Genomic DNA, 21862 nt, shown 5'->3' with positions numbered 1-21862 from the left:
TCAAGTGAAATAAAAAAATCTAAAAATCCTTCTTCCAGCTTCATTCCTATATCCATTTAAATGAAGCTAGCCTCTCATTATTTACCGATTTAAGCTAGATTTTTTTCATGAGGTGGCCCTGGGCCTGTAGTGCATTTGCTTGCAGAGGCCATGGATTCTTTAACTCATTATAATTGGCCTGGAAACGTTAGAGAGCTTGCCAATTTGGCAGAGCGTTTAGCGATTCTATACCCCAATGGGACCGTAAGTAAAACTGATTTACCACGTCGTTTTCAAGGCGAATGTATGCCTGAGTCAAATGAACTAGGCTCAACAATGAGTGAACGTGCCGCTTTATTGGGGATCATGAATTCAGAGCCAATAAGTGCTGAGGGTATTGATCTGAAAGAACATTTGGTCAAAACAGAACTAAGCCTTATCACTCAAGCACTGGAAGATGCTGATTGGGTAGTGGCTAGGGCTGCAAGTTATCTTAATATGCGCCGGACTACTTTAGTGGAAAAAATGCGCAAATATGGCCTCACTAGGCCTGAGCGTGTTGAGCGCTAATTTTTAAACCAACTGAACCAAAGACAAGTTTCAATAAAGTATACGCCAAGACTCTACCCCGGGATGACTTGGCGCCTATTGAATTATTGAATCTGGAAAATGATTATAAAGCTTTATTCTCATCTTCTTTTTCTTCTTCCGCCACAATTGGAGGTGGTGGCTCGACCGGTTTAACTGGCTCAGCAGGGGGAATAGGGGTTTCGGCTTTAACTGTGGTTTCTGTAACTACCGTTTCTTTCACCACTGTTTCTTGAACTGGTGCTTCTTTAGCTCTCAATGCCTCATCGGCTTGTGCCTTAGCTTCTTCCTCAGCCCTTTTCTCTTTGTAATCATGAATTATTTCATTTACTGTAGTTTTAAGACCGCTGAATAGTTTAGAGGTCATAGAACCTAGTTCTTTTAAATCGGGTAATTTAGATTTGAAATCGCTCATCGTCAACTCCCTTGATAAAGTTGTTATTATTTAATTATATACCATATTTGTATTTTGTTTAGAACTAGTTAGGTTCTTCAATGGCTATGAAATTCCGGTGTTTTAAGAGAATATCCATCCTCTAGAAGTCATAAGGCTAAGACTTCTAGAGGATTTTAAGTCAGGCCCAGGGGTGCATTAATTGCATTGCTGGCTTTAACACTTTATTAATTAATGGTTCTTTTGGATGTGCACATACTTTAAATGCTTTAAATTGATTTATTTTACTAATGAGGTAGTCATCACTAGTTTGTAATACATCGACTAAGCGTAAATCAAAAGCATCTTTTGCTAACCAATGCTCGCCGGTGGATACTTCATCAATATTAAGTTGGCTGCGATTGGCGAGCACATATTGTCTAAATGCCGTATGTATTTTTTCTAAGTCTTCTTGGAATTTTTCTCTATCTTTATCTGTATTTTCGCCGAAAAGAGTGAGCGTACGCTTGTATTCACCAGCGGTAAGAAGTTCTACATCAATGTTATTTTTCTTAAGCCACCGATGAAAATTAGGAATCTGTGCTACCACGCCAATCGAACCGATAATAGAAAAGGGGGCTGCAACAATCTTATTGGCGACACAAGCCATCAAATAACCCCCACTGGCGGCCACTTTATCAATGCAGGCTGTTAAAGGGATGTTACGGTCCCGGAGCCGTTGTAATTGAGCGGCAGCTAAACCATAACCATTAACTGAGCCCCCGGGGCTTTCAATGCGAATCACGACTTCATCATCAGATTTTGCTACAGTTAAAATTGAGGTGATTTCTTCACGCAATTGCTCCACCTGAGTTGCTTTTATATCGCCTTTAAAATCAATCAGATATAATGTAGGTTTCTTTTCTTTAGATTTTTTTACCTTTTTAATCTTCTCACCCAATACCTCTTTAGACATTAAGCTGTTTACATGCTCATATTGCTCATTAAGGGAATGTATTTCTAATTTAGGTTTAGGTTTGCGGCTCATAGAAAAAAAGCCTGCAAAAATTACTAATAGGGCAATGACTACAGTTAAGGTTTTTAAAAGAAATAAACCATATTGACTCAAAAATTCCATCGTTGCATTTTCCGTTTAAAAAAGAACGATTATGGCGTTCATCAAGGAAGTTCGCAAGAATAATGTGTTTTGTTTTTCTTTCTGCCTTGGCTCTGATAAGATCATTCGTTTTAGCCCCGGCTATCAAATCGATCCTGTGATTTAAATAATATGCCTCTACTTCAACTCATTGATCTTGCTTTTGACTATCAAGAGCGACCTTTATTACACCACATTAACTTTACTCTGCAGAGAGGCGATTTATTACATATTCACGGGGCTAACGGTGCAGGAAAAACAACCTTACTTAAAATATTAGCGGGTTTGTATCGTCCGTCTTTAGGCCTGGTTAAGTATCAAGATCAAGAAATTTATAATGATTTAGCTGCTTATCAACGTGAGCTCTGTGTTATTGGTCATCAAACAGGAATAAGTCCCTATCTAACAATTAAAGAAAATTGCCTTTTTGATAGTCATTTTAGTAAGGGTTTCAATATTGACGAGTTGGTTTCTATATTTAATTTGGGAAGATATTTAAATACTGCTTGTGGTTTGCTCTCGGCCGGTCAACGAAGACAAGTCGGCTTACTTCGTTTATGGATGTCGCAAGCTACCCTGTGGTTATTAGACGAGCCTTTTGTCGCTTTAGATGAACAAGCCTTAACTGTTTTAATGGACAAGATACGTGGACATCGAGAGGAGGGCGGAGCGGTTATTTTAACGTCTCACCAACCTTTAGCTTTAGAAAAAGGCTCCTATAAGGATTATTTTTTATGAGTCCTTTCTTTTTATTTAAACAACATTTCAAACGCGAGTTATTGATCCAGGTTCGTCAATTACGTTTTTTAATTAATTCGTGTTTATTTTTTTTAATGATTTTGTTTATTTTTCCCTTAACGGTGAAACCCGATCCCTTGCTCATGAAAACTATAGCGCCAGGTTTAGTTTGGGTGGCCTTACTGCTTTCTTTGCTTTTATCTTCAGAACGCTTATTCCAGCAAGATCATGAACAGGGGGTGATTGAACAATGGTTGGTTTCTGGTCAATCATTGACGTTGATTATTGCTGCCAAAACACTAGCACATTGGTTATTTAATGTGGTTCCTATTATGCTTTTATGTCCTTTAGTCGCTCTAGTCTTTTCTTTGAGCTTTGGGGAGTTAGGGGTATTAATAGTAAGCCTTTTATGTGGAACACCCGCTTTATTATTTTTATGCGCTTTAACGGCTTCGTTTGGAATAGGTACAAACCAAAAGGGGGCATTGATGGCTTTAATTCTTCTTCCCCTTACTTTACCGATTTTAATTTTCGGTAGTGGTACCTTAAATATTGCGATGCAAGGCTTTCCTATTAGCGCTAATTGTGCTTTGTTATTAGCGTTTTCTCTGGTTACTATGGCTTTTTTACCTTTAGCTATTGCTGGAGTAATCCGGATTTCCCATGCAGATAATTAAATTAGATTGCTAAAATCGCCTAATTAAGCCAATGCGGGTATTAAAATGAAGTTACTAATGAGGTCACTATGATAGAGGAAACGCAAGAAGAGTTTATCCAAAATAATTTAGAATTAATCCAAAAATTTCTTGCCGAATCAAAGCCACATGAAGATGAGATAAGCGCTAGTATTCAAGCGACAATCGCTCAATTCTTGTTAAATACCCGCATTGAATTAAATAAACGGGCAAATGGCCAGGAATGGATTAGTTCAGAAGATATTATCCAAGCCCAAATATCCGTATTGAGGCGCTCGATAGTCGATTTAGAGATGTATTACGCCAGTTTACTGGGTGGAGACACCTTGCAATAACTTGGTGGGCTAGGGCTAACTGAAAAAAGGCCATCCATGGGCGTTGACAGTATTCTTTGTTTTAGATCTAAAAGCCCGCCTACCGTTTTTTTGTGCACGCAATCTAGTCCCTATTCTCTGCAAGATTGTTCGGATATCACGCATAAGTGCGGTACGTAGACAATATAGCAGGCTACTTGGGCGCTATTTAGATGCGTTTGCCCTGATTTAGATTAGTCTATTTTGCAAACCTCATGATGCATGGTAAAATTGCTGCCTTTTGAGATTGATTGCCGCCTATGTGGAAATTTTTATATCAGCTAGCTTCGCCTAAAATCTTTTATTCTTGGTCGGGTAGGATAATTCCTTGGCTCGCTGGTCTTGGTTTATTTTCACTTATCCTTGGTGTTGTTTGGGGCTTGATTTTTGCTCCTCCTGACTATCAGCAAGGTGATGCTTTTCGCATTATTTATGTGCATGTTCCTACGGCCTTTTTATCAATGATGCTTTATGGTTGGATGGGGTTTTTGGCCATTCTGCTTTTGGTTTGGCGGATTAAAATTGCTGGCCTATTAATTACTTTAATAGCACAGATGGGGGCTTGTATGGCCTTTTTAGCCTTGGCTACGGGGAGTATTTGGGGCAAACCTATGTGGGGAGCTTGGTGGGTTTGGGATGCCCGCCTTACCTCCGAACTGGTTTTATTTCTTCTTTATGCCGCTATTTTGGCAACCCATCAATCAATTAAGAGTAAAGAAAATGGCGATAAAATTGTCGCCATTTTAACTCTAGTGGGATTGATTGATTTACCTATTATCCATTACTCAGTCTATTGGTGGAATACCCTACACCAAGGTGCTACTTTATCGGCTTTTGCAAAACCAAAGATTGATGCCCTAATGTTATACCCCTTGCTGTTAAGTATCTTAGGGTTTTTCCTCTATTCTTTATGGATCATATTAGAAAAGGCACGGAATGAACTGCTATTACGTGAGCGTCGCCAATCTTGGGTGAAAACTTTATTTGAAGGAGCAAGTTCATGAATGAGTTTTTGCAGTGGTTTTCTATGGGGGGCTATGCTAATTACGTTTGGCCTGCTTATGGCTTAGTTTCACTTACCTTAGTAATCATTATTGTCAGTGTAAAGAATCAAAGAAAACGCACCCATCGAAAACTACAACAATGGTTTAAGAGTTAAATAATGATTGCAGTCCGACGCCGTAAATTAATAGTAATTGCTTTTGTATTAGCTGTCTTAGCGCTTGCTAGTGCTTTGGTTTTATATGCATTACGCCAAAATATCAGTTTGTTCTATACTCCAACGCAAGCAGCTTTGGGTGAGGCTCCACTCAAGCGCTCTATTCGCATCGGCGGAATGGTCGAAAAGGGGAGTATTATACGTGCACCTCAGGGGTTAACGGTCGAATTTAAAGTCACTGACTATAGCAAAACAGTTACCATTACCTATACAGGGATCCTTCCAGATTTATTTCGTGAGGAACAAGGCATTGTGGCTGAAGGGGAGTTAATTAATCGTCATTCTTTCCTCGCTACTCGAGTTTTAGCCAAGCATGATGCGAATTATATGCCGCCCGAAGTAAAAGCGGCCTTAGCTAAAAAGGTTAATTCATGATTGCAGAATGTGGGGTGTTTTTTTTAATTTTGGCTTTAATAGCTGCATTAATGTTAGCTATTATTCCCTTAGTGGGTTTACAAACCCAGCGCAAACAATGGGTAAATACCGCTAAACACTATGCGCTGTTACAATTTAGTTTTGTGGCTCTTTCTTACCTTTGTTTGACTTATTGCTTTTTAAGCAATGACTTTTCTGTCGCCTATGTTATGAATAATTCCAGCGTGTTGCTGCCTTGGTTTTATAAGCTTTGTGCAGTTTGGGGTGGGCATGAAGGTTCAATGTTATTGTGGGTTGCTATTTTAAGCTTTTGGATGTTTCTGGTCTCTCTTTTGAGTGTCAGTCTAGATACTGAGATGCGTGCCCGTGTTTTAGTTGTTTTAGGTTGGTTAAGCGTTGGTTTCTTGCTCTTTTTATTGTCTACTTCAAACCCATTTTTGCGACAATTTGCACTATTAGACACCCAAGGGCGAGATTTAAATCCTTTATTACAAGATGTAGGTTTTTTGTTTCATCCGCCAATGTTGTACATGGGTTATGTTGGTTTTTCTGTTGCTTTTGCTTTTGCCATCGCAGCCCTTTGGGCGGGGAAAGTAGAGGCTATTTGGTCTAAATGGACTCGCCCTTGGACTTTAGCTGCTTGGTGTTGTTTAACGGTTGGGATTACTTTAGGAAGTTGGTGGGCTTATCGTGAGTTAGGCTGGGGAGGTTGGTGGTTTTGGGATCCAGTTGAAAATGCGTCCTTTATGCCTTGGTTAGTGGGTACCGCTTTATTACACTCTTTAGCAGTAACAGAACAACGTCAACAATTTAAAGCTTGGACAATGTTACTCGCTATTGCTGCTTTTTCTCTAAGTTTAATTGGTACGTTCTTAGTGCGTTCTGGTGTTCTTACTTCCGTGCATGCTTTTGCAGTAGATCCGCAGCGTGGCTTATTTATTTTAGGCTTCCTAATTTTTGTTATTGGCGGCTCTTTATTATTGTTCCTGCTGAGGGCGCAAACTATTCAAGCAGCAAATAATCCGAGTCCCGTTTCCCGTGAAAGCACTTTATTGCTTAATAATGTATTGCTGGTGGTAATGATGTTGACCGTTTTGATGGGTACCGTTTATCCCTTAATTATTGATGGCTTAGGTCTAGGTAAATTATCGGTAGGTGCACCTTATTTTAATGCTGTTTTTGTGCCTTTAATGATCCCCTTATTGATCCTTATGGGTATTGGCATTCATTTAAAATGGAATAAAGATAATGGACTTGGGATCCTTAAGAAATTAAGTCCCATTGCTCTTGCGAGTGTTTTTGCTCCACTAATTTTATTGTTGATAACGGCTCCATCTTTTAGCGGCTCTGCTTATTTAGGCTTGGTACTTGCTTTTTGGGTTATTCTAAGCACCTTAAGTTCATTAGTGAAGCGCATAAAAGAACGAGGTTTGGTTCACCTAAGCCAAGCTTATTGGGGTATGGTTCTTGCCCACTGGGGTGTAGCCGTCACGGTATTAGGTATTACCGTGTCCAGCAATTATGGGGTGCAAGATGATGTACGCCTTGCGCCGGGTGATAAAATGAATTTAGTGGGGTACACCATTGAGTTTATCAGTCAATCTGCCTTGCAGGGACCTAATTATACCGGTACACAAACTGAGTTTAAAATTACCCATCAAGATAATACGCGTTTTATTTACCCTGAGAAAAGAATTTATACCATTGGCCAGATGGCAATGACCGAATCAGCGATTGACGTTACTCCCTTTCGTGATATCTATGTGGCTTTAGGGGAGCCTTTAGATGAAGAGTCGTGGTCGGTACGTGTTTATTATAAACCGTTAGTTCGTTGGATTTGGGGCGGTGGCTTTATGATTTTAGCGGGGGGTTTTTTAGCTTTATCTGATAGACGATATTACCGTAAAAACAAGGTGGTGGCGGTGAGTGTTCAGGAGCAAAGCGCATGAAGATAAGTTGGAAAGGGATCCCCATTGTTGTTTTCATCGTGATCTGCATTTTTTTATGGCGGGGTTTATCACTTGATCCCCATCGTTTGCCCTCAGTGCAAGTGGGTAAACCTTTGCCTGTTTTTAGTTTACCCCAATTAGCACAGCCTGGCGTTTTATTTCAATCCTCTCAATTACGTGGCAGAGTGGTTTTGCTGAATGTCTGGGCTAGCTGGTGTGCTGCTTGTGTGGATGAACAAGTATTTCTTATGCAATTAGCCCGAGAAGGAGTGGCTATTTATGGCTTAAATTATAAAGACAATAGCCATGATGCTCTGCAATGGTTACAACAATGGGGTAACCCTTATAAACTGATTGCCAGTGATGCCCAAGGTAAGGCTGCAATCGATTTAGGAGTGTATGGGGCACCGGAAACCTTTGTTATTGATAAAAAAGGAGTTATTCGTTATCGCCATGCCGGAATTATGAACCAAGAACTATGGCAAAAAGAAATGCAGCCTTTAATAAAAGAATTGGAGCAGCAAGCATGAAAAGAATAATGAGTTATTTTATCGCTTGTTTCTTTGTCAGCCTTAGTTATGCCAGTAGCATGTACCCTTTAGAGAGCCCTAAACAAGAAGCCCAATTTGAGCATCTTTTAAAAAATCTTCGTTGCCTGGTGTGTCAGAACCAGGATTTAGCGGACTCCAATGCTGATTTAGCAAAGGATTTACGTTTACAGGTCTATAATTTGGTCAAAGAAGGGAAGAGCGATACTGAAATTAATGATTATTTGAGTGCGCGTTATGGAGATTTTGTCTTATTTAAACCACCAGTCAAAGCAGTTACCTTATTACTTTGGTTTGGCCCCTTATTATTTTTATTTTTAGGTGTGGTGATTTTTTGGCGTACATGTTTTAAGCGAGCTAGTTATGAGTGATGGGGGCTTAATGGGCGTATTAGTTGCTTTAACGCTTAGTGCAGGTATTTTTTTTGTTTATCCTTTAGGGATTAAAAAAGTTGCCGCAAGTCTATTTTCTTTAATTCTTGCAGCTCTTATTCTTGGTGCTTATCTTTCCTGGGGGGGGCTGGCACAATGGCAGACCTATCGACATCAACAAGAATCACAACAACAAGCTCAACAGATGCTAAAATCGATTAAATCACCTGATGAATTAATCCGTAAATTAAGAGCAAAACTAGACGATACGCCAAAAAGCGCTAAAGGTTGGTATTTGTTGGGCCGTTTATATAATAGTCAAAATAAATCAAAATTATCCCTAAATGCTTTCGCCAAGGCTCATCAATTTGAACCCGAAAATGAACAATATACCGTAAATTATGCCCATGCTTTATGGCAGCAAAATAACCAGCAATTTAGTCCTGAAATTGTTGCAATTTTTAATCAGCTTTTAAGCAAAAATCCCAACCAGCCTGATGCCCTCGCCATGCTTGCCATGAAAGAGTACATGAGCCAAGAGTATAAGCTAGCCATTAACTATTGGCAGAAATTATTAAAATTAGTTCCACCCCAATCACAAGAGGCTTTAGCAATCCACAAAGCTATTGCAAAAGCGCAAGGGCAAATTAAATAATAGTAGCTAGATTTGTACCTAGCGCTAGTGGGTAGCTTAATTGCAGTTTTAAGTTACCGACGAACCCACTTGTACTTCGTGCTCGCATTTAACGTTTTCACGGCTTAAACGTTCTATTCAGGATGTAGTGCCTAAAACCAAATCTCATTTGCCCCTAAAAACTAGTGGATGAGGGTAAAGATAAATATAGTCAAATAAAATGATCAAAATTTAAACAATTAATCTATACTTATAAGAGCTAAAACCAATTTTGACTTGACCTTGGAGGATAGGAATGGATATGTCAAAAAGTGTTTTTTTTTGGCGCGACCATGGGTTTGCTTTCTATATCAACTAGTTTCTCCCTCACTACTAATCCCCATAATATTCCCAAATACAATAACCCTGAGATGAATTATAGTACTGATGATCTTGTCCCTTCAGGTAAAGGTACTCCCAATTGGGATAAAACACCTATTAAAAGAGTGAACACCACCCCAAATCTTTCTAAATCGGTACTTAATGGTGCAACTATCATTCCCCAATATGGGATCTATTTCCATGGTGGCGCCGTTTTAGGCGCAACAATAAATCCAGCGACTAAGTTAACCCAGTACATTACACCACAACTTTATGTCATCTATTATGGGAATTATACCACTTCAAGTCTCAATAAATACAATATGTATACAATAAACCATTTTTTATCCATTCTTGGTGGAAGCCATTTTTATAAAATATTAACAACCTATAGGAATAAAAATGGTAGTGCTATACCTAATAGTATCCACTTTGGCAAAGCTATAATTGACAATTATTCCTATGGGAAAAACCTAAGTGATGATAATGTATGGGCTGTGGTTAATAGAGCCATTAACAGAGGTTTGCTTCCTAAAAACAAGAATGGAATTTATTTAGTTCTAACTAGTGCTGATGTAAACGAAACGAGTGGTTTTTGCACTGAGTATTGTGGTTGGCACGATGGTCGTCTAATGGGATCTACACCTCTCCAATTTGGATTTATTGGCGACCCAGCGCGCTGTCCGGATTCTTGTCAAGATTATACTTCTGGAACACCCCATAAAGCCTCAACGGACAGCATGATTTCAACCATATCCCATGAAATTTTTGAAGCGGTAAGCGACCCTCAACTTAATGCTTGGTATGATAAACAGGGGGAGGAAAACGGCGATTTATGTGCATGGAGCTATGGGAAAATCTATACCACAGCCGCTTATAAATATAACTTAACTCTAGGGACAGATCATTATTTAGTCCAGCAAGAATGGCTAAATGTCGGACCCTCTGGACGGTGTGCCATAAGTTATTAGCTCTGTTTAATAAGTTTCTCACCTTGCTCCTGAAGGTGAGGGCCTTAAATGACAAGGCTATATCAGCAGGAGTATCCAGAGGAAAGGACTAAATTGTCTTGAGCCCTTTGTCTATTTTTGAATCGCCGCGATCTTAGCAAACTTGAGAAACATCGCAGCTATATTCATTCCTGATCGCTTTGTTTTTATTTTCAACACCTGGAAGTACGGCTGCCTTACGTTTAAAGAAATTAGGCGGGTAATGCGGTTTAACCAAGGATTCTTCCTTGGCCAATTCTTGAAAACCCGAGTATATCACAGGGATTAAACTCTCTTGTTTTAGATCCCACCATCCACGATTGTTTTGGCTGTAGGCTGTTTTAAGATCACAGTAAATATTTTCAATAAAGATAATAAGCTTTTTTTGAGGATCTTTAGTAGCAAGTATCGCAGCATGTGTAAGGATGCAACCCACATTAAACGCTTTTCCGATAGGTTAGCTATGGAGCAAAGTTCCTTTAAAAAAGGATTGATAGTTACTCAATGCAGAAGAAAATCACAGTTCTTCGAATTAATGGTGTGGGTTAAACAGAGAGTTTTTATTCGACCTCAAATTGATTGACTATATTAACTAATTTGTTTGATTGCTCACTAAGCAATTCGGCAGAAGCTGCGACCTCTTCGACCTGTGCTGCATTTTTTTGCGTATTTCCTTCTAATTGGGAAATCACTATATTAATCTGTTCAATACTAAGACTTTGCTCTTTGGATTCGGTTGCTATTTTTTCCACGGTCTGGTTAACATGTTCAATTGATCTAACAATGTCCTGCATGGTTGACCAGGTTATTTTTACTTGAGCATCGCCGGAAGCCACTTTAGTCATTGAGTCATTAATTAAATACTTAATTTGTTTCGCAGCGTCAGCAGAACGTTGTGCTAAATTGCGTACTTCAGAGGCCACTACCGCAAAACCACGGCCTTGCTCTCCGGCGCGAGCCGCCTCTACGGAAGCATTCAAAGCCAGTAAATTGGTTTGAAACGCAATGCCATCAATGATGCTGGTAATTTCTTGAATTTTTTGGGAACTTTCATCAATATTACCCATAGTGGTAATGACATTATTAACGGCTTCACCACCTTTAAGAGCAAAATCAGTAGCCGTTGTTGCAAGTGTCAGGGCGTCTGCCGCACTTAACGAATTTTTTTTGATGGTATCCGTGAGATTATTTAAACTAGCGGAAGTTTCTACCAGACAACTCGCTTGTTCTTGAGTCCTTTCCGAGAGGTTATTATTCCCTGAAGCGATTTCATGAGCACTGCTATTAAGCGCGCCACTAACATTGCTTATTTCCTTTATCATATCCGATAATTTTACTTGCATTACTTCCATGTCTACTAAGATATCGGATAACTCATCATTTCCAATGTGGATAATTTCTCTTACTAAGTTTCCGGAAGAAATGTCTTTTATAGATTCCGATAAAATAGCTATTGATTGTTTTAAGGATTCTATAAAACCAATTACACAATAAATCATGATCATTAGGAATAATGCGGCAAAAATACTAGAAGTTAATAAGCTAGAGGACAAGGCTTTCACGCGTTCTTCTAAAATTGTTTTTAAAATAACAAGCCCTTCTTTATTACTGGAAGCCAGAGCACTTTGAGTTATCACCCCATTATCGCTTATTGTGCCATTATTTTTTAGCGCGTCTATCTCAGTGCTAATCTCTCTTTCTAATTTAGAAAGAAGATCTAAGTTTGTTTGTTTGTATTTTTTTAATAAATCATTTTCATCGCTAATTTTTTTAAGCGACAAAGTAATGTCAGCAATTTTACTGCGAATTTCAGCTGCTAAAATGAGCTTGCTAAGCTTGGTTTCATTAGCGCTAGGAAGTGTATTTGCTAGCACCAGATTATTAAAAAGCACATAATTGCCAAGTAATTTGGGCAGATCTATTGTAGTCACAAGCATTAGATAATAACTATCTGATAGTGGGTCTAAGGCAAGCTGAGAGCTTGTAACCGTATTATCAAATAAGCTGTGGAATTGGTGAATCAAGGACGTTAAATCCAGCTGAGAAGAGGTAGAGTTAGTGGTAGTAAAAGCGGATATAGCTGAATTAGCACTTGGTATTGGTCGGTATTTTGGAATAAATTATGGTTCTCCATGCTCGGAAGGTTTAGCCGGTCAGTAAATTAACACTTGATGGTATTACTTGCTATGAATTGATTCCTGAGTCATGATTATCTTTATGATTAAATTAAAATTGATTAAAATTTTCCTCATTGCGAACGAGGTGAAGTAAACCAGAATAGAGTTCTAACGAATGTCACTCAAGCATGTTGCACGAAGATGCGTAAATGACAGGTTTTCACACTGGTGAACGCGTAAAATTAAAAATAATAAAGGATGAAAAAAATGTCTGATAAGGTTTATAAAGTAGTGGAGTTAGTAGGTACGTCTCAAGAGGGCATTGAACAAGCTATTGATAATGCTATCCAGGAAGCTGCCAAAAATAATCACCATTTAAACTGGTTTGAAGTAATCGAAACGCGGGGTTTTATTGATGATCAAAAGTCTAAATATTACCAAGTTCGGGTGAAAATTGGTTGTCATTGTTAAGGGCTATTTCTTGGAAATAAATGGATTCCCTTCTATATAAAAGCGTAAGGGTTTTTCGGCCCATTCTTTTGCATAATGAACGCCTATTCTTGGGCGTTCAATGATGGAAAAATTTGGCGGCTCCGGATTTTGAGCCACAAACAAATTATCACTTTGCAAAAAATGTCGGTTATGCTGCTTATTAATACCCATAGCTTTTGACAGAAGGCCTGGGCCTTGGGTTTTACCCCTAAGATTTTTTATCGGCTCTAAAGCTCTTATTAATACCGCCGCCCCAATTCCTTCTGCTTCGGTAACAATATTAGTACAATAATACATTCCATAAATAAGATAAATATAAGCAAAACCTGCAGGTCCGTACATGACCTCTGTCCGTTTCGTTATACCTTTAGATGAGTGAGAGGCTAAGTCTTGTTGACCCAAATAGGCTTCAACCTCAACTATTTTTCCAATTCGCTCTACCTCTCCCTCATAATGAACCAGGAAATTGCCCAGCAGATCTTTGGCAACTGTCACTGTATCTCGTTCATAAAAGGCCGTAGGAATTTTTTTCATTTTATTCTTCATAGTCATTTAGAACTTTAAGAAAATCTTGCCCATAATGCGCTAATTTATGTTGACCTACGCCTGAGATCGCTAATAATTCTGTGGTTGTTCTAGGATGATGTTCAACCATCTCATGAAGGGTAGCATCACTAAAAATGAGGAAGGGTGGTTTATCTTCCTCATCAGCCAAGCGGCGTCTTAAGCTGCGCAGTAATTCAAAAAGTGCACTATTGGAGGATTTTAAAATAGTCTTCTGGCCAGATTTTTTCTGCACCTTGGGTTCTTCAGCAGGAATAGTAAGAAAAATGGTTTCTTGTCCCTTTAAAATAGGTATGGCTTTTTTATTTAACTTTAAAATATTAAATTGATTAATATCTTGACGACAATAGTCCTTATGAATTAATTGCCAGGCTAACTGCTTCCAATAATAAGCTGATTTTTCTTTACCAATGCCATAGGTGCTTAACTGGTCATGGTTAAATTGTTTAATTTTTTCTGTGTTACTCCCGCGTAATACATCGATGGTATGGGTTAGGCCATAGGCTTGGTTTAGGCGGTAAATGCAGGATAGAAATTTTTGCGCATCCACTGTGGCATCCGCAGTAATAGGCGGATTATCGCAGACATCACAGTATTGACAGGCTATTTCAACCTGCTCATCAAAATAATTCAATAAAATTTGTCGGCGGCAATGAGACGCTTCTGCAAAAGCGAGCATGTGGTTAAGCTTATTCGTTTCTACCCGTCGCTGTTCCTCTTGGGGATTATTCATGATCCACGCACGCAATCGTCCACTATCCCCTGCATCGTAGAGTAATAGGGCACGGGCGGGTAAACCATCACGTCCGGCACGTCCCGTTTCTTGATAATAGCCCTCAATATTTTTGGGTAAATCGTAATGGATAACAAAACGGACATTGGGTTTATCTATTCCCATCCCAAACGCAACAGTGGCCACCACGAGATCAATTTTATCGTATCTAAATAAGTGTTGTACTTCGCGTCGCTCTTGGTGACTCAAGCCCGCATGATAAGCCCGGGCTTTAAAGCCTTTTTGTTGTAGCTGTTCAGCTACTCTCTCAACGCTACTGCGCGTTCCACAATATACAATCCCTGATTGTTGGGTTTCTGACTCTAGGAATTGACTGATCTGTTTTAAAGGATGGGTTTTGGGTACAACCTTGTAATGAATGTTAGGACGGTTAAATGAAGCCACATATTTTTGGGGCTGATAATTTAATTTATTAACGATATCTTGTCTTGTTTGTTTATCAGCGGTTGCCGTTAAGGCAATAATAGGGGTAGTTGGGAAATGTTCTTTTAATAAACCCAAGGAGGCATATTCAGGCCGAAAATCATGGCCCCATTGGGAAATACAATGCGCCTCATCGATTGCAAATAAAGCAATAGTACATTCTGCCAAACGTTCTAAAAAGGCGGGATTGATTAAACGTTCTGGAGCAATATAGAGTAAGTCTAGTTCGTCATTATGCAATTGAGCTAAGACTTGGCGTGCCTCATGACTATCCAAGGATGAATTATAATAAGCTGCATTAACACCCTGTAGTTTAAGCGCAGCTACTTGATCTTCCATCAGTGCAATTAAGGGGGAAACTACAATACCTACTCCGGCGCGCACCATTGAGGGAATTTGATAACATAAAGACTTACCACCGCCTGTAGGCATTAAAACCAAAACATCGCGGCCGCAAATGACATCATTGATGATCGCTTCTTGCGGTGCTCGGAACGAATCAAAGCCAAAATAGTCCTTTAAAACGGCTAAAGCGTGTTTATTTTGCGATCTAGGTTGCGCTAAGGTTTCCATCTGATTATTCTTAATATCTTTTACAGGCGCTAAAAATTGGCAATAATATCATTTTACCAATGATATAAACACTTCTAAGGATGGTTTATGAATTTTGAATTTAGTGCAGAGCATCAAGCGTTTCGCGAAATGGCTTCTGATTTTGCTCAAAATCGATTAGCACCTATGGCTGAACACTGGGATGAAGAGAGCCATTTTCCCGTTGATATCTTACGGGAGGCCGCTCAATTAGGTATGGCAGGAATGGTGGCGCGCGAAGATATTGGCGGTACGGCACTTTGTCGTTTGGATGCTGCACTTATTTTTGAACAATTAGCCACAGGATGTATTCCAACGAGTGCTTATCTTTCTATCCATAATATGGTCACTACTTTAGTAGACCGTTATGCCTCTGAAAACTTACGCAAACATTGGGGACCGAAATTAACCTCTATGGAAGTGATAGGTAGTTATTGTTTAACTGAACCTGAGTCTGGCTCAGATGCCGCTTCCTTAAAAACCCGCGCCATCAAAGAGGGCGATCACTATATTTTAAATGGTGCTAAAGCCTTTATTTCTGGAGCAAGTGTTAGTGATGTTTATTTGTGTATGGTTCGCACTGGTGATGAATCTCATCGGGGTATTAGTTGTATTCTTGTCGAAAAGGATACCCCCGGATTAAGTTTTGGCAAATTAGAAAAGAAAATGGGATGGCGTAGCCAACCTACCTGCATGGTTTATTTTGAAAATTGTCGGGTACCGGTAGCAAATCGCGTAGGTGATGAAGGCATGGGTTTTAAAATCGCTTTAAATGCACTAAATGGAGGGCGCATTAATATCGCTTCATGTTCATTAGGCGGGGCTTTGGCTTGTTTACGCTTAACGCAAAATTACATGCATGAGCGTAAGCAATTCGGCAAATCATTAAGCCAATTGCAAGCCTTACGGTTTTATTTCGCCGATATGTTGACTGATTATGAGGCAGCGCGTTTGATGGTCTATAAAGCAGCGGCGGCTTTAGATAATGAGGCCAGTGATGCCCCTATGTATTGTGCCATGGCTAAACGTTTAGCTACGGATGTTGCCTTTCGTATTAGTGATAAAGCCATGCAGTTACATGGAGGATATGGCTATTTGAAGGATTATGCGATTGAACGAATTTTTCGTGATTTAAGAGTGCATCAGATTTTGGAAGGCACTAATGAAATTATGCGAGAAATAATCGCAAAAGCCAGCTTAGATGATGAGTATTTTATTGGCTAACCCTTTTTATGCAAAATATTAGCGGTTGAATCTTGTTTAGGCCGCTCTTATGCGCAACCCAATCTATTTTAAATTTGTTCCGAAATCATTTAACAGGAGTTAAGCCGTGAATTTAATTGAACAAGATTTAGATCAGCAAGGCATTTTAACCATTACTCTTAATCGTCCAGAAAAACTTAATGCTTTAAGTACAGAGTTACTGACGGCTTTGCAAGAATTATTTATTGCAGCTAAAACAAACCCGAAAGTAAAAGCTTTAATGCTCACTGGTAACGGTAAAGCCTTTTGCGCAGGCGCTGATATTAATCGTTTAGCCACCTGCGATGCCCAGCAAGGGTATGAATTTGCTTGTAATGGCCAAAATGTCTTCCGTTTATTAGAAACGATGGGAAAACCTTCTTTAGCCGCAATCAATGGCTTTGCCTTTGGCGGGGGCTGTGAGTTGGCTATTTCGGCTACGTTACGGATTGCCTCCTCCAAAGCATCCTTTGGCCAGCCTGAGGTAAAGTTGGGTGTGATTCCTGGCTATGGTGGTACACAACGCCTAGCGCGTCTGGTAGGTAAAGGACGAGCTTTAGATTTATGTTTAACAGGTCGTTTTATTGATGCCCAAACCGCATTAAGCTGGGGCTTGATTACCCATCTTGTTGAGCCTGAACAATTATTAGAACAAGGTAAAAAGATCTTGCAAACTATTTTAAGTATGGCGCCCCTAGCCATTACGAGCGTGATGGAAGTCATTGATCATGGTTATGATTTATCCTTAACGGATTCCTTGCATTTGGAAGCAGTGCATTTTGCTAAAGTGTGTGCGAGCACGGATAAAAAAGAAGGGGTTGCTGCTTTTCTTGAAAAAAGAACTCCAGCTTTTCTAGGGGAATAATATGACTCAAGATATATTATTTACTCAACAAGGGCAGCTTGGCCTGATTACCCTAAATCGACCTAATGCTTTGAATGCCCTAAGCTTGGACATGATTAAGGAGTTACAAAAACATTTATTAGTCTGGAAAAACGATGACGCAATTAAAGCTGTAGTGATTTATGCTGTGCCTGGAACTGCCTTTTGCGCCGGTGGGGATGTACGTTGGTTATATCAATTAGGTGCGCAGCGTATCGATGAACAAATGGAGTTCTTCTGGCATGAATATCGTTTAAACCATTTTATTCATCATCTCGGGAAACCTTACATTGCCTTGATGGATGGGATTACAATGGGGGGCGGTGTTGGGGTTTCATTACACGGCAGCCATCCAATCGCCAGTGAGCGTTTCGTTTTTGCGATGCCAGAAACCAGTATTGGTTTTTTTCCAGATATTGGCTCGAGTCATTTTTTAACTCAATGTCCTGATACATTAGGGATTTATTTAGGCCTTAGCGGTAATCGTTTAACGGCTTATGAAGCAAAAAATGCAGGTTTGGTTCGGACCATCATTTCTTCAGCTCAAATGCCCCTAATAGTAGAGAAATTGGCGCAAAGCGATTTATCAAACAATGCTTTTGAGCAAGTCGATCAGTGTTTGGCCACTTTTACCCAAGAACAAGATAAACCTTTAGCCGGGATAAATACCATTAAAGAATGTTTTTCTTTAAATAGTGTAGAGTCCATTCTTAATGCTTTAGTAAATCACTCTGATCCTTGGGCACAAGAATTACATAAAAGTTTAAAACTAAAATCACCTTTTAGCCTTAAATTATCTTTAGCACAATTACAAAAAGCTCAGGGTTTATCTTTAGCGGATTGTTTAAAAATGGATTTTAATTTGGTTAGGCATTTTATGAGTGATCATGATTTTTATGAAGGCGTGCGTGCTTTGTTGATTGATAAAGATAAAAAGCCTCAATGGAATCCTGCAAGCCTTGAGTTGGTCACCGAGACAAAAATTATTTCTTATTTTGAGCCCTCATCTGAGCGTTTAGAATTTATAGCATGAGGTTTTTGCATGCCCGGTTCCAGCAACCGGGCTGCTGGTTAAAGCTCTTGTTTTAAACAATGCTGATGATCATATCTACTCGCGCAGTTATGAGGGTAATAATGTTTAAGTGGTGATATGAAAATGGGTTCCCCATCCTCCATTAAAAAAATTCGTTCTGGTTGCAAGAAAGCATAATTAGAATCCCTTAAAATAGCTCTATAGATCGTTCCTGCATGATTAAAGAACCATTTATCAAGAAAGGGTAACACTTTGCTGGGCTCATCACTGAAGAAGCGTTTATTAATATCGGCCACTAAATTAATTTGCAAGTCGTAGTTACTTTTAAAATAATGATTGCTGCGATCTTCTCGGTATTCTACAAAAGGAGGAACATTAGGATTTTTTTTCATTCCAACGCTTAGGTTTAGGGAAACTATCAACGCTTTTGCTGATTCAATTTTTAAGGCTACTCCTAGTAAGTCACTGCCATTGTATTGATCCAAATAAGTATCAAGATAGGCAATCGCTTGGTCATTGATGGGATCAAAATAGCTTTGAATACTAAATTTAGTCGCGATTCGACTATCAGGGTCATAAGTACAGCTGATTATGGTGGTATAGGTAAACTTATCTTTGGTAATTTTACTAATGAGTACTTTATCGATTTCTGCATTAACCTGGGCGCAGGTGAGTTGATAGTTTTCAATTTGATTCGAGGATATACGAATAACTTGGGTTGGATAATCAATTGTCCTGTCTGCCGGTGATTGGTTTATTGATTCCATTTGATAACCAGTGCTCATTGAACGTTCTATGGTATTCGCAGCAAGGGGTTCTGAGGTGTCAAAAAATGGTGTAGAGTTGGAGTAATCGTTGGCAAAGGTACAAAAGGGGTAGAGGAATAAAGTGCTCGCAAAATACTTCCATCGCATGGCAAACTCCTTTTAAATTAAATCCTTTAATTTAAAGTACTGATATAACAAGGAGCACTTGAATAAAGCAAAGTTGATCGCTTGATAACAGATACTAATGGATATATTTTTGAATTTCTATTTATCAATAAATACAGATTTTATCCTCCCATGAGAAATTCTCATCATTATGTTTGTAATAAGATCACTTTTTAATTATGGTCTAAGAAGTGTAGTTTTCTAGTGTTTTTTACGATAAATGCCGGAAAAATTTGTTAGTTGCCTGGTTTTCACTTAAAATTCACCCCATATTGATATTGACTTGAGAATCTTATGTCTGATTTTTATCAGGAATTTAATAAACGAAGAACTTTTGCCATCATTTCGCATCCTGACGCGGGTAAAACAACCGTTACCGAAAAATTATTGTTATTCGGAGGTGCTATTCAATTAGCTGGAACGGTAAAGGGTCGTAAAGCTGATCGTCATGCCACTTCTGACTGGATGGAGATGGAAAAAGAAAGAGGTATTTCTATTACGACATCGGTAATGCAATTTGTTCATAATCAACATGTAATGAACCTTTTAGACACTCCTGGCCATGAGGATTTTTCTGAAGATACCTACCGTACCTTAACCGCTGTGGACTCTGCCTTAATGGTTATCGACGTGGCAAAAGGGGTTGAAGATAGAACGGTAAAACTCATGGAAGTTTGCCGTTTACGTGATACGCCTATTATGACTTTCATTAATAAGTTGGATCGAGAAGGACGTGAACCTATTGAGTTGTTAGATGAAGTAGAGTCTGTATTAGGCATTCAATGTGCCCCCATTACCTGGCCTGTAGGCATGGGAAAACGATTTAAAGGGATATATCATCGCTATGAAGATACGGTTTATCTTTATGAACCAGGAAAAAATGCACAAAAACAAGAGGCTTTAAAAATTAAAGGCCTAGATAATCCTCAATTAGATGAGTTGTTAGGGGATAGTGCGCAAGAATTAAGAGATGAAATTGAACTAGTGAAGGGCGCATCCCATGAGTTTAATCTCGAGGATTATCTTGCTGGGAAAATGACCCCCGTATATTTTGGTTCTGCAATTAATAATTTTGGGATCAAAGAACTGTTAGATGACTATGTGCGGTATGCACCAGGACCGCAGTCCCGCAGTGCGCAACAACGAGAGGTAACACCAAGTGAGCAAAATTTCTCAGGCTTCGTGTTTAAAATACAAGCCAATATGGATCCCAAGCACAGAGACCGTATCGCTTTTGTCCGTATTTGCTCTGGAGCTTATAAGAAAGGAATGAAATTAAGCCACCTGCGTATTGGTAAAGAAATTCAAATCTCAAATGCCTTAACCTTTATGGCAGGTGATCGCTCCCACACTGAGATCGCTTTGGCGGGCGATATTATTGGTTTACATAATCATGGAACTATACGTATTGGCGATACCTTCACTCAGGGGGAGCAGCTAAAATTTACCGGTATTCCTAATTTTGCACCCGAATTATTTCGTTTAGTGCGTTTGCGCGATCCTTTGAAAAGCAAAGCTTTATTAAAAGGATTAATTGAGTTATCAGAAGAGGGTGCGACCCAGGTATTTCGACCTTTAAACAGCAATCAACTCATTTTAGGTGCGGTAGGAGTTTTACAGTTTGATGTGGTAGCTCATCGTTTAAAACATGAATACAATGTAGATTGTGTGTATGAATCGGTTAGCGTAACTTGTGCACGTTGGGTTTATGCTGAAGATGATAAGGCCATGGAAGAATTTAAAAATAAAGCCTTTGATTATTTAGCTTTGGATGGTGGGGATACCCTAATGTATCTGGCGCCTACGCGCGTCAATTTAACGATGGCTGAAGAGCGTTATCCAAAAATTAAATTTGCTTCAACTAGAGAGCATTAGTTTTTTATTGAAGTTGGGTCCTAAGTGACCCAACCTCCATTTATTAATTACTGCAAATTGCTTTTACTAAATGTTCCCCTTCATTGGTAATTTGCACTTGGGCACCAGGGGAGGCAGTAATTTTTAAAATTTCTCCATCATGTACGGTAACTCGTAAAGTATCTCCTTTCACCCAAGGAATTCCATTAAGTTTTCCTTTTTTTGCTGTTGCTTTGGCAAAAAGCACATTACCTTCGTCTTGAGTAAAAATTTTGCAGTCTGCTTCTACTTCCCAAAACATATAGTTTGAAAAGGTTTGAGCTTCATTAGGTGGTAATTCATATTCTAAAGTAGCGCCAGCTTGTAGAATATTATTCTTTGACACAGCATAACTGCTTGATATAGATGCTGCTACACAGAGTAAAGAAAAACCAATTTTTTTTAGCATGTAGATCTCCATGAGAAATTAATGGGCTAAGATACATTTATTTTGCTACGTTGGCAAATTTAAACGCATTTGAAGGTAACATAGCACCACCCCTCAAAAGATAAGTATATGCATATTTAGGACAGATAGGAGGAAGGTTTTTAGGGCATAATAATTGGATTTC

General features: G+C 39.1%; 24 protein-coding genes and 1 pseudogene. 17 read left to right on the top strand and 8 right to left on the bottom strand.

The window, feature by feature from the left end:
• Positions 1–123: 123 nt before the first annotated feature.
• Positions 124–549 (top strand): annotated as a pseudogene (locus ELY15_RS02915) (helix-turn-helix domain-containing protein); the annotation flags it as partial.
• Positions 550–652: 103 nt separating this feature from the next.
• Here ELY15_RS02915 and ELY15_RS02910 read toward each other — a convergent pair.
• Both ELY15_RS02910 and sohB read right to left on the bottom strand, forming a co-directional pair.
• The gene (locus ELY15_RS02910) at positions 653–982 is read right to left on the bottom strand and encodes a hypothetical protein (RefSeq protein WP_127098150.1); all 330 of its coding nucleotides are present in this window, start codon (positions 980–982) and stop codon (positions 653–655) included.
• A gap of 160 nt (positions 983–1142) precedes the next feature.
• Positions 1143–2078, bottom strand: coding sequence for a protease SohB (gene sohB, locus ELY15_RS02905; RefSeq protein ID WP_127098149.1), 936 nt, complete (start codon positions 2076–2078; stop codon positions 1143–1145).
• A gap of 150 nt (positions 2079–2228) precedes the next feature.
• On the opposite strand from sohB, the gene ccmA reads away from it, so the two are divergent.
• The 11 genes from ccmA (at position 2229) to ELY15_RS02850 (ending at position 10309) form a co-directional block, all read left to right on the top strand.
• Positions 2229–2834 (top strand): cytochrome c biogenesis heme-transporting ATPase CcmA, encoded by a 606-nt coding sequence (gene ccmA, locus ELY15_RS02900; RefSeq protein WP_127098148.1) that lies wholly within the window; start codon positions 2229–2231, stop codon positions 2832–2834.
• Positions 2831–3511 (top strand): heme exporter protein CcmB, encoded by a 681-nt coding sequence (ccmB, locus tag ELY15_RS02895; RefSeq protein WP_127098147.1) that lies wholly within the window; start codon positions 2831–2833, stop codon positions 3509–3511. Before ccmA ends, ccmB begins: the two co-directional genes overlap by 4 nt.
• 68 nt (positions 3512–3579) lie before the next feature.
• On the top strand, positions 3580–3864 hold the full coding sequence (locus ELY15_RS02890; RefSeq protein ID WP_127098146.1) for a hypothetical protein: 285 nt from the start codon (positions 3580–3582) through the stop codon (positions 3862–3864).
• A gap of 278 nt (positions 3865–4142) precedes the next feature.
• On the top strand, positions 4143–4886 hold the full coding sequence (gene ccmC / locus ELY15_RS02885; protein WP_127098145.1) for a heme ABC transporter permease CcmC: 744 nt from the start codon (positions 4143–4145) through the stop codon (positions 4884–4886).
• A complete protein-coding gene (ccmD, locus tag ELY15_RS02880) occupies positions 4883–5041 on the top strand; it encodes a heme exporter protein CcmD (RefSeq protein WP_127098144.1) in 159 nt (52 codons plus the stop codon). The genes ccmC and ccmD overlap by 4 nt, the downstream gene beginning before the upstream one ends.
• Before the next feature lie 3 nt (positions 5042–5044).
• Complete coding sequence (ccmE, locus tag ELY15_RS02875) at positions 5045–5476, top strand: cytochrome c maturation protein CcmE (RefSeq protein ID WP_127098143.1); 432 nt, start codon at positions 5045–5047, stop codon at positions 5474–5476.
• Positions 5473–7425 (top strand): heme lyase CcmF/NrfE family subunit, encoded by a 1953-nt coding sequence (locus ELY15_RS02870; RefSeq protein ID WP_127098142.1) that lies wholly within the window; start codon positions 5473–5475, stop codon positions 7423–7425. Before ccmE ends, ELY15_RS02870 begins: the two co-directional genes overlap by 4 nt.
• Positions 7422–7955 carry a DsbE family thiol:disulfide interchange protein gene (locus ELY15_RS02865; RefSeq protein WP_127098141.1) on the top strand — a complete coding sequence of 178 codons (534 nt, stop codon included), beginning with the start codon at positions 7422–7424 and terminating at the stop codon, positions 7953–7955. The genes ELY15_RS02870 and ELY15_RS02865 overlap by 4 nt, the downstream gene beginning before the upstream one ends.
• Positions 7956–7963: 8 nt before the next feature.
• The gene (locus ELY15_RS02860) at positions 7964–8344 is read left to right on the top strand and encodes a cytochrome c-type biogenesis protein CcmH (protein WP_370449371.1); all 381 of its coding nucleotides are present in this window, start codon (positions 7964–7966) and stop codon (positions 8342–8344) included.
• Positions 8337–8999, top strand: coding sequence for a hypothetical protein (locus tag ELY15_RS02855; protein ID WP_127098139.1), 663 nt, complete (start codon positions 8337–8339; stop codon positions 8997–8999). The genes ELY15_RS02860 and ELY15_RS02855 overlap by 8 nt, the downstream gene beginning before the upstream one ends.
• Before the next feature lie 311 nt (positions 9000–9310).
• Positions 9311–10309 carry a hypothetical protein gene (locus tag ELY15_RS02850; protein ID WP_127098138.1) on the top strand — a complete coding sequence of 333 codons (999 nt, stop codon included), beginning with the start codon at positions 9311–9313 and terminating at the stop codon, positions 10307–10309.
• Between the two features lie 133 nt (positions 10310–10442).
• Here ELY15_RS02850 and ELY15_RS02845 read toward each other — a convergent pair whose 3' ends face one another.
• Complete coding sequence (locus ELY15_RS02845) at positions 10443–10763, bottom strand: hypothetical protein (RefSeq protein WP_127098137.1); 321 nt, start codon at positions 10761–10763, stop codon at positions 10443–10445.
• A 124-nt stretch (positions 10764–10887) separates the two neighbouring features.
• On the bottom strand, positions 10888–12351 hold the full coding sequence (locus ELY15_RS02840; protein WP_127098136.1) for a methyl-accepting chemotaxis protein: 1464 nt from the start codon (positions 12349–12351) through the stop codon (positions 10888–10890).
• A gap of 360 nt (positions 12352–12711) precedes the next feature.
• Here ELY15_RS02840 and ELY15_RS02835 point away from each other — a divergent pair, with 360 nt between their 5' ends.
• Positions 12712–12915 carry a dodecin gene (locus ELY15_RS02835; RefSeq protein ID WP_127098135.1) on the top strand — a complete coding sequence of 68 codons (204 nt, stop codon included), beginning with the start codon at positions 12712–12714 and terminating at the stop codon, positions 12913–12915.
• A 3-nt stretch (positions 12916–12918) separates the two neighbouring features.
• Here the strand turns inward: ELY15_RS02835 and ELY15_RS02830 are convergent, their stop codons facing one another.
• Positions 12919–13470: a DNA-3-methyladenine glycosylase gene (locus tag ELY15_RS02830; protein WP_127098134.1), complete on the bottom strand. Its 552-nt coding sequence runs from the start codon at positions 13468–13470 to the stop codon at positions 12919–12921.
• 1 nt (position 13471) lies between these two features.
• Positions 13472–15289, bottom strand: coding sequence for a DNA helicase RecQ (gene recQ, locus ELY15_RS02825; protein ID WP_127098133.1), 1818 nt, complete (start codon positions 15287–15289; stop codon positions 13472–13474).
• Positions 15290–15376: 87 nt separating this feature from the next.
• On the opposite strand from recQ, the gene ELY15_RS02820 reads away from it, so the two are divergent.
• The 3 genes from ELY15_RS02820 (at position 15377) to ELY15_RS02810 (ending at position 18465) form a co-directional block, all read left to right on the top strand.
• Complete coding sequence (locus tag ELY15_RS02820; RefSeq protein ID WP_127098132.1) at positions 15377–16531, top strand: acyl-CoA dehydrogenase family protein; 1155 nt, start codon at positions 15377–15379, stop codon at positions 16529–16531.
• A 106-nt stretch (positions 16532–16637) separates the two neighbouring features.
• Positions 16638–17414 carry an enoyl-CoA hydratase/isomerase family protein gene (locus ELY15_RS02815; protein ID WP_127098131.1) on the top strand — a complete coding sequence of 259 codons (777 nt, stop codon included), beginning with the start codon at positions 16638–16640 and terminating at the stop codon, positions 17412–17414.
• A 1-nt stretch (position 17415) separates the two neighbouring features.
• Positions 17416–18465, top strand: coding sequence for an enoyl-CoA hydratase/isomerase family protein (locus ELY15_RS02810; RefSeq protein ID WP_127098130.1), 1050 nt, complete (start codon positions 17416–17418; stop codon positions 18463–18465).
• Between the two features lie 38 nt (positions 18466–18503).
• Here ELY15_RS02810 and ELY15_RS16035 read toward each other — a convergent pair whose 3' ends face one another.
• Positions 18504–19379, bottom strand: a complete 876-nt coding sequence (locus tag ELY15_RS16035) for an Lpg0189 family type II secretion system effector (RefSeq protein WP_158617403.1) — start codon at positions 19377–19379, stop codon at positions 18504–18506.
• 312 nt (positions 19380–19691) lie between these two features.
• On the opposite strand from ELY15_RS16035, the gene ELY15_RS02795 reads away from it, so the two are divergent.
• A complete protein-coding gene (locus tag ELY15_RS02795; RefSeq protein ID WP_127098127.1) occupies positions 19692–21272 on the top strand; it encodes a peptide chain release factor 3 in 1581 nt (526 codons plus the stop codon).
• A 43-nt stretch (positions 21273–21315) separates the two neighbouring features.
• Here the strand turns inward: ELY15_RS02795 and ELY15_RS02790 are convergent, their stop codons facing one another.
• On the bottom strand, positions 21316–21699 hold the full coding sequence (locus ELY15_RS02790; RefSeq protein ID WP_127098126.1) for a hypothetical protein: 384 nt from the start codon (positions 21697–21699) through the stop codon (positions 21316–21318).
• Positions 21700–21862 lie beyond the last annotated feature (163 nt).

Source organism: Legionella sp. km772 (assembly GCF_003989735.1).
In the GTDB taxonomy this organism is placed as follows: domain Bacteria; phylum Pseudomonadota; class Gammaproteobacteria; order Legionellales; family Legionellaceae; genus Legionella.
Note: the sequence above shows the minus strand (reverse complement) of the source record. Positions and strands in the feature narration are given on the sequence as shown.

Coding starts and splice junctions, on each gene's coding strand:
- ELY15_RS02910 (WP_127098150.1), bottom strand. CDS start 982: ATGAGCGATTTCAAATCTAAATTACCCGATTTAAAAGAACTAGGTTCT.
- sohB (WP_127098149.1), bottom strand. CDS start 2,078: ATGGAATTTTTGAGTCAATATGGTTTATTTCTTTTAAAAACCTTAACT.
- ccmA (WP_127098148.1), top strand. CDS start 2,229: ATGCCTCTACTTCAACTCATTGATCTTGCTTTTGACTATCAAGAGCGA.
- ccmB (WP_127098147.1), top strand. CDS start 2,831: ATGAGTCCTTTCTTTTTATTTAAACAACATTTCAAACGCGAGTTATTG.
- ELY15_RS02890 (WP_127098146.1), top strand. CDS start 3,580: ATGATAGAGGAAACGCAAGAAGAGTTTATCCAAAATAATTTAGAATTA.
- ccmC (WP_127098145.1), top strand. CDS start 4,143: ATGTGGAAATTTTTATATCAGCTAGCTTCGCCTAAAATCTTTTATTCT.
- ccmD (WP_127098144.1), top strand. CDS start 4,883: ATGAATGAGTTTTTGCAGTGGTTTTCTATGGGGGGCTATGCTAATTAC.
- ccmE (WP_127098143.1), top strand. CDS start 5,045: ATGATTGCAGTCCGACGCCGTAAATTAATAGTAATTGCTTTTGTATTA.
- ELY15_RS02870 (WP_127098142.1), top strand. CDS start 5,473: ATGATTGCAGAATGTGGGGTGTTTTTTTTAATTTTGGCTTTAATAGCT.
- ELY15_RS02865 (WP_127098141.1), top strand. CDS start 7,422: ATGAAGATAAGTTGGAAAGGGATCCCCATTGTTGTTTTCATCGTGATC.
- ELY15_RS02860 (WP_370449371.1), top strand. CDS start 7,964: ATGAGTTATTTTATCGCTTGTTTCTTTGTCAGCCTTAGTTATGCCAGT.
- ELY15_RS02855 (WP_127098139.1), top strand. CDS start 8,337: ATGAGTGATGGGGGCTTAATGGGCGTATTAGTTGCTTTAACGCTTAGT.
- ELY15_RS02850 (WP_127098138.1), top strand. CDS start 9,311: ATGGGTTTGCTTTCTATATCAACTAGTTTCTCCCTCACTACTAATCCC.
- ELY15_RS02835 (WP_127098135.1), top strand. CDS start 12,712: ATGTCTGATAAGGTTTATAAAGTAGTGGAGTTAGTAGGTACGTCTCAA.
- ELY15_RS02830 (WP_127098134.1), bottom strand. CDS start 13,470: ATGAAAAAAATTCCTACGGCCTTTTATGAACGAGATACAGTGACAGTT.
- recQ (WP_127098133.1), bottom strand. CDS start 15,289: ATGGAAACCTTAGCGCAACCTAGATCGCAAAATAAACACGCTTTAGCC.
- ELY15_RS02820 (WP_127098132.1), top strand. CDS start 15,377: ATGAATTTTGAATTTAGTGCAGAGCATCAAGCGTTTCGCGAAATGGCT.
- ELY15_RS02810 (WP_127098130.1), top strand. CDS start 17,416: ATGACTCAAGATATATTATTTACTCAACAAGGGCAGCTTGGCCTGATT.
- ELY15_RS16035 (WP_158617403.1), bottom strand. CDS start 19,379: ATGCGATGGAAGTATTTTGCGAGCACTTTATTCCTCTACCCCTTTTGT.
- ELY15_RS02795 (WP_127098127.1), top strand. CDS start 19,692: ATGTCTGATTTTTATCAGGAATTTAATAAACGAAGAACTTTTGCCATC.
- ELY15_RS02790 (WP_127098126.1), bottom strand. CDS start 21,699: ATGCTAAAAAAAATTGGTTTTTCTTTACTCTGTGTAGCAGCATCTATA.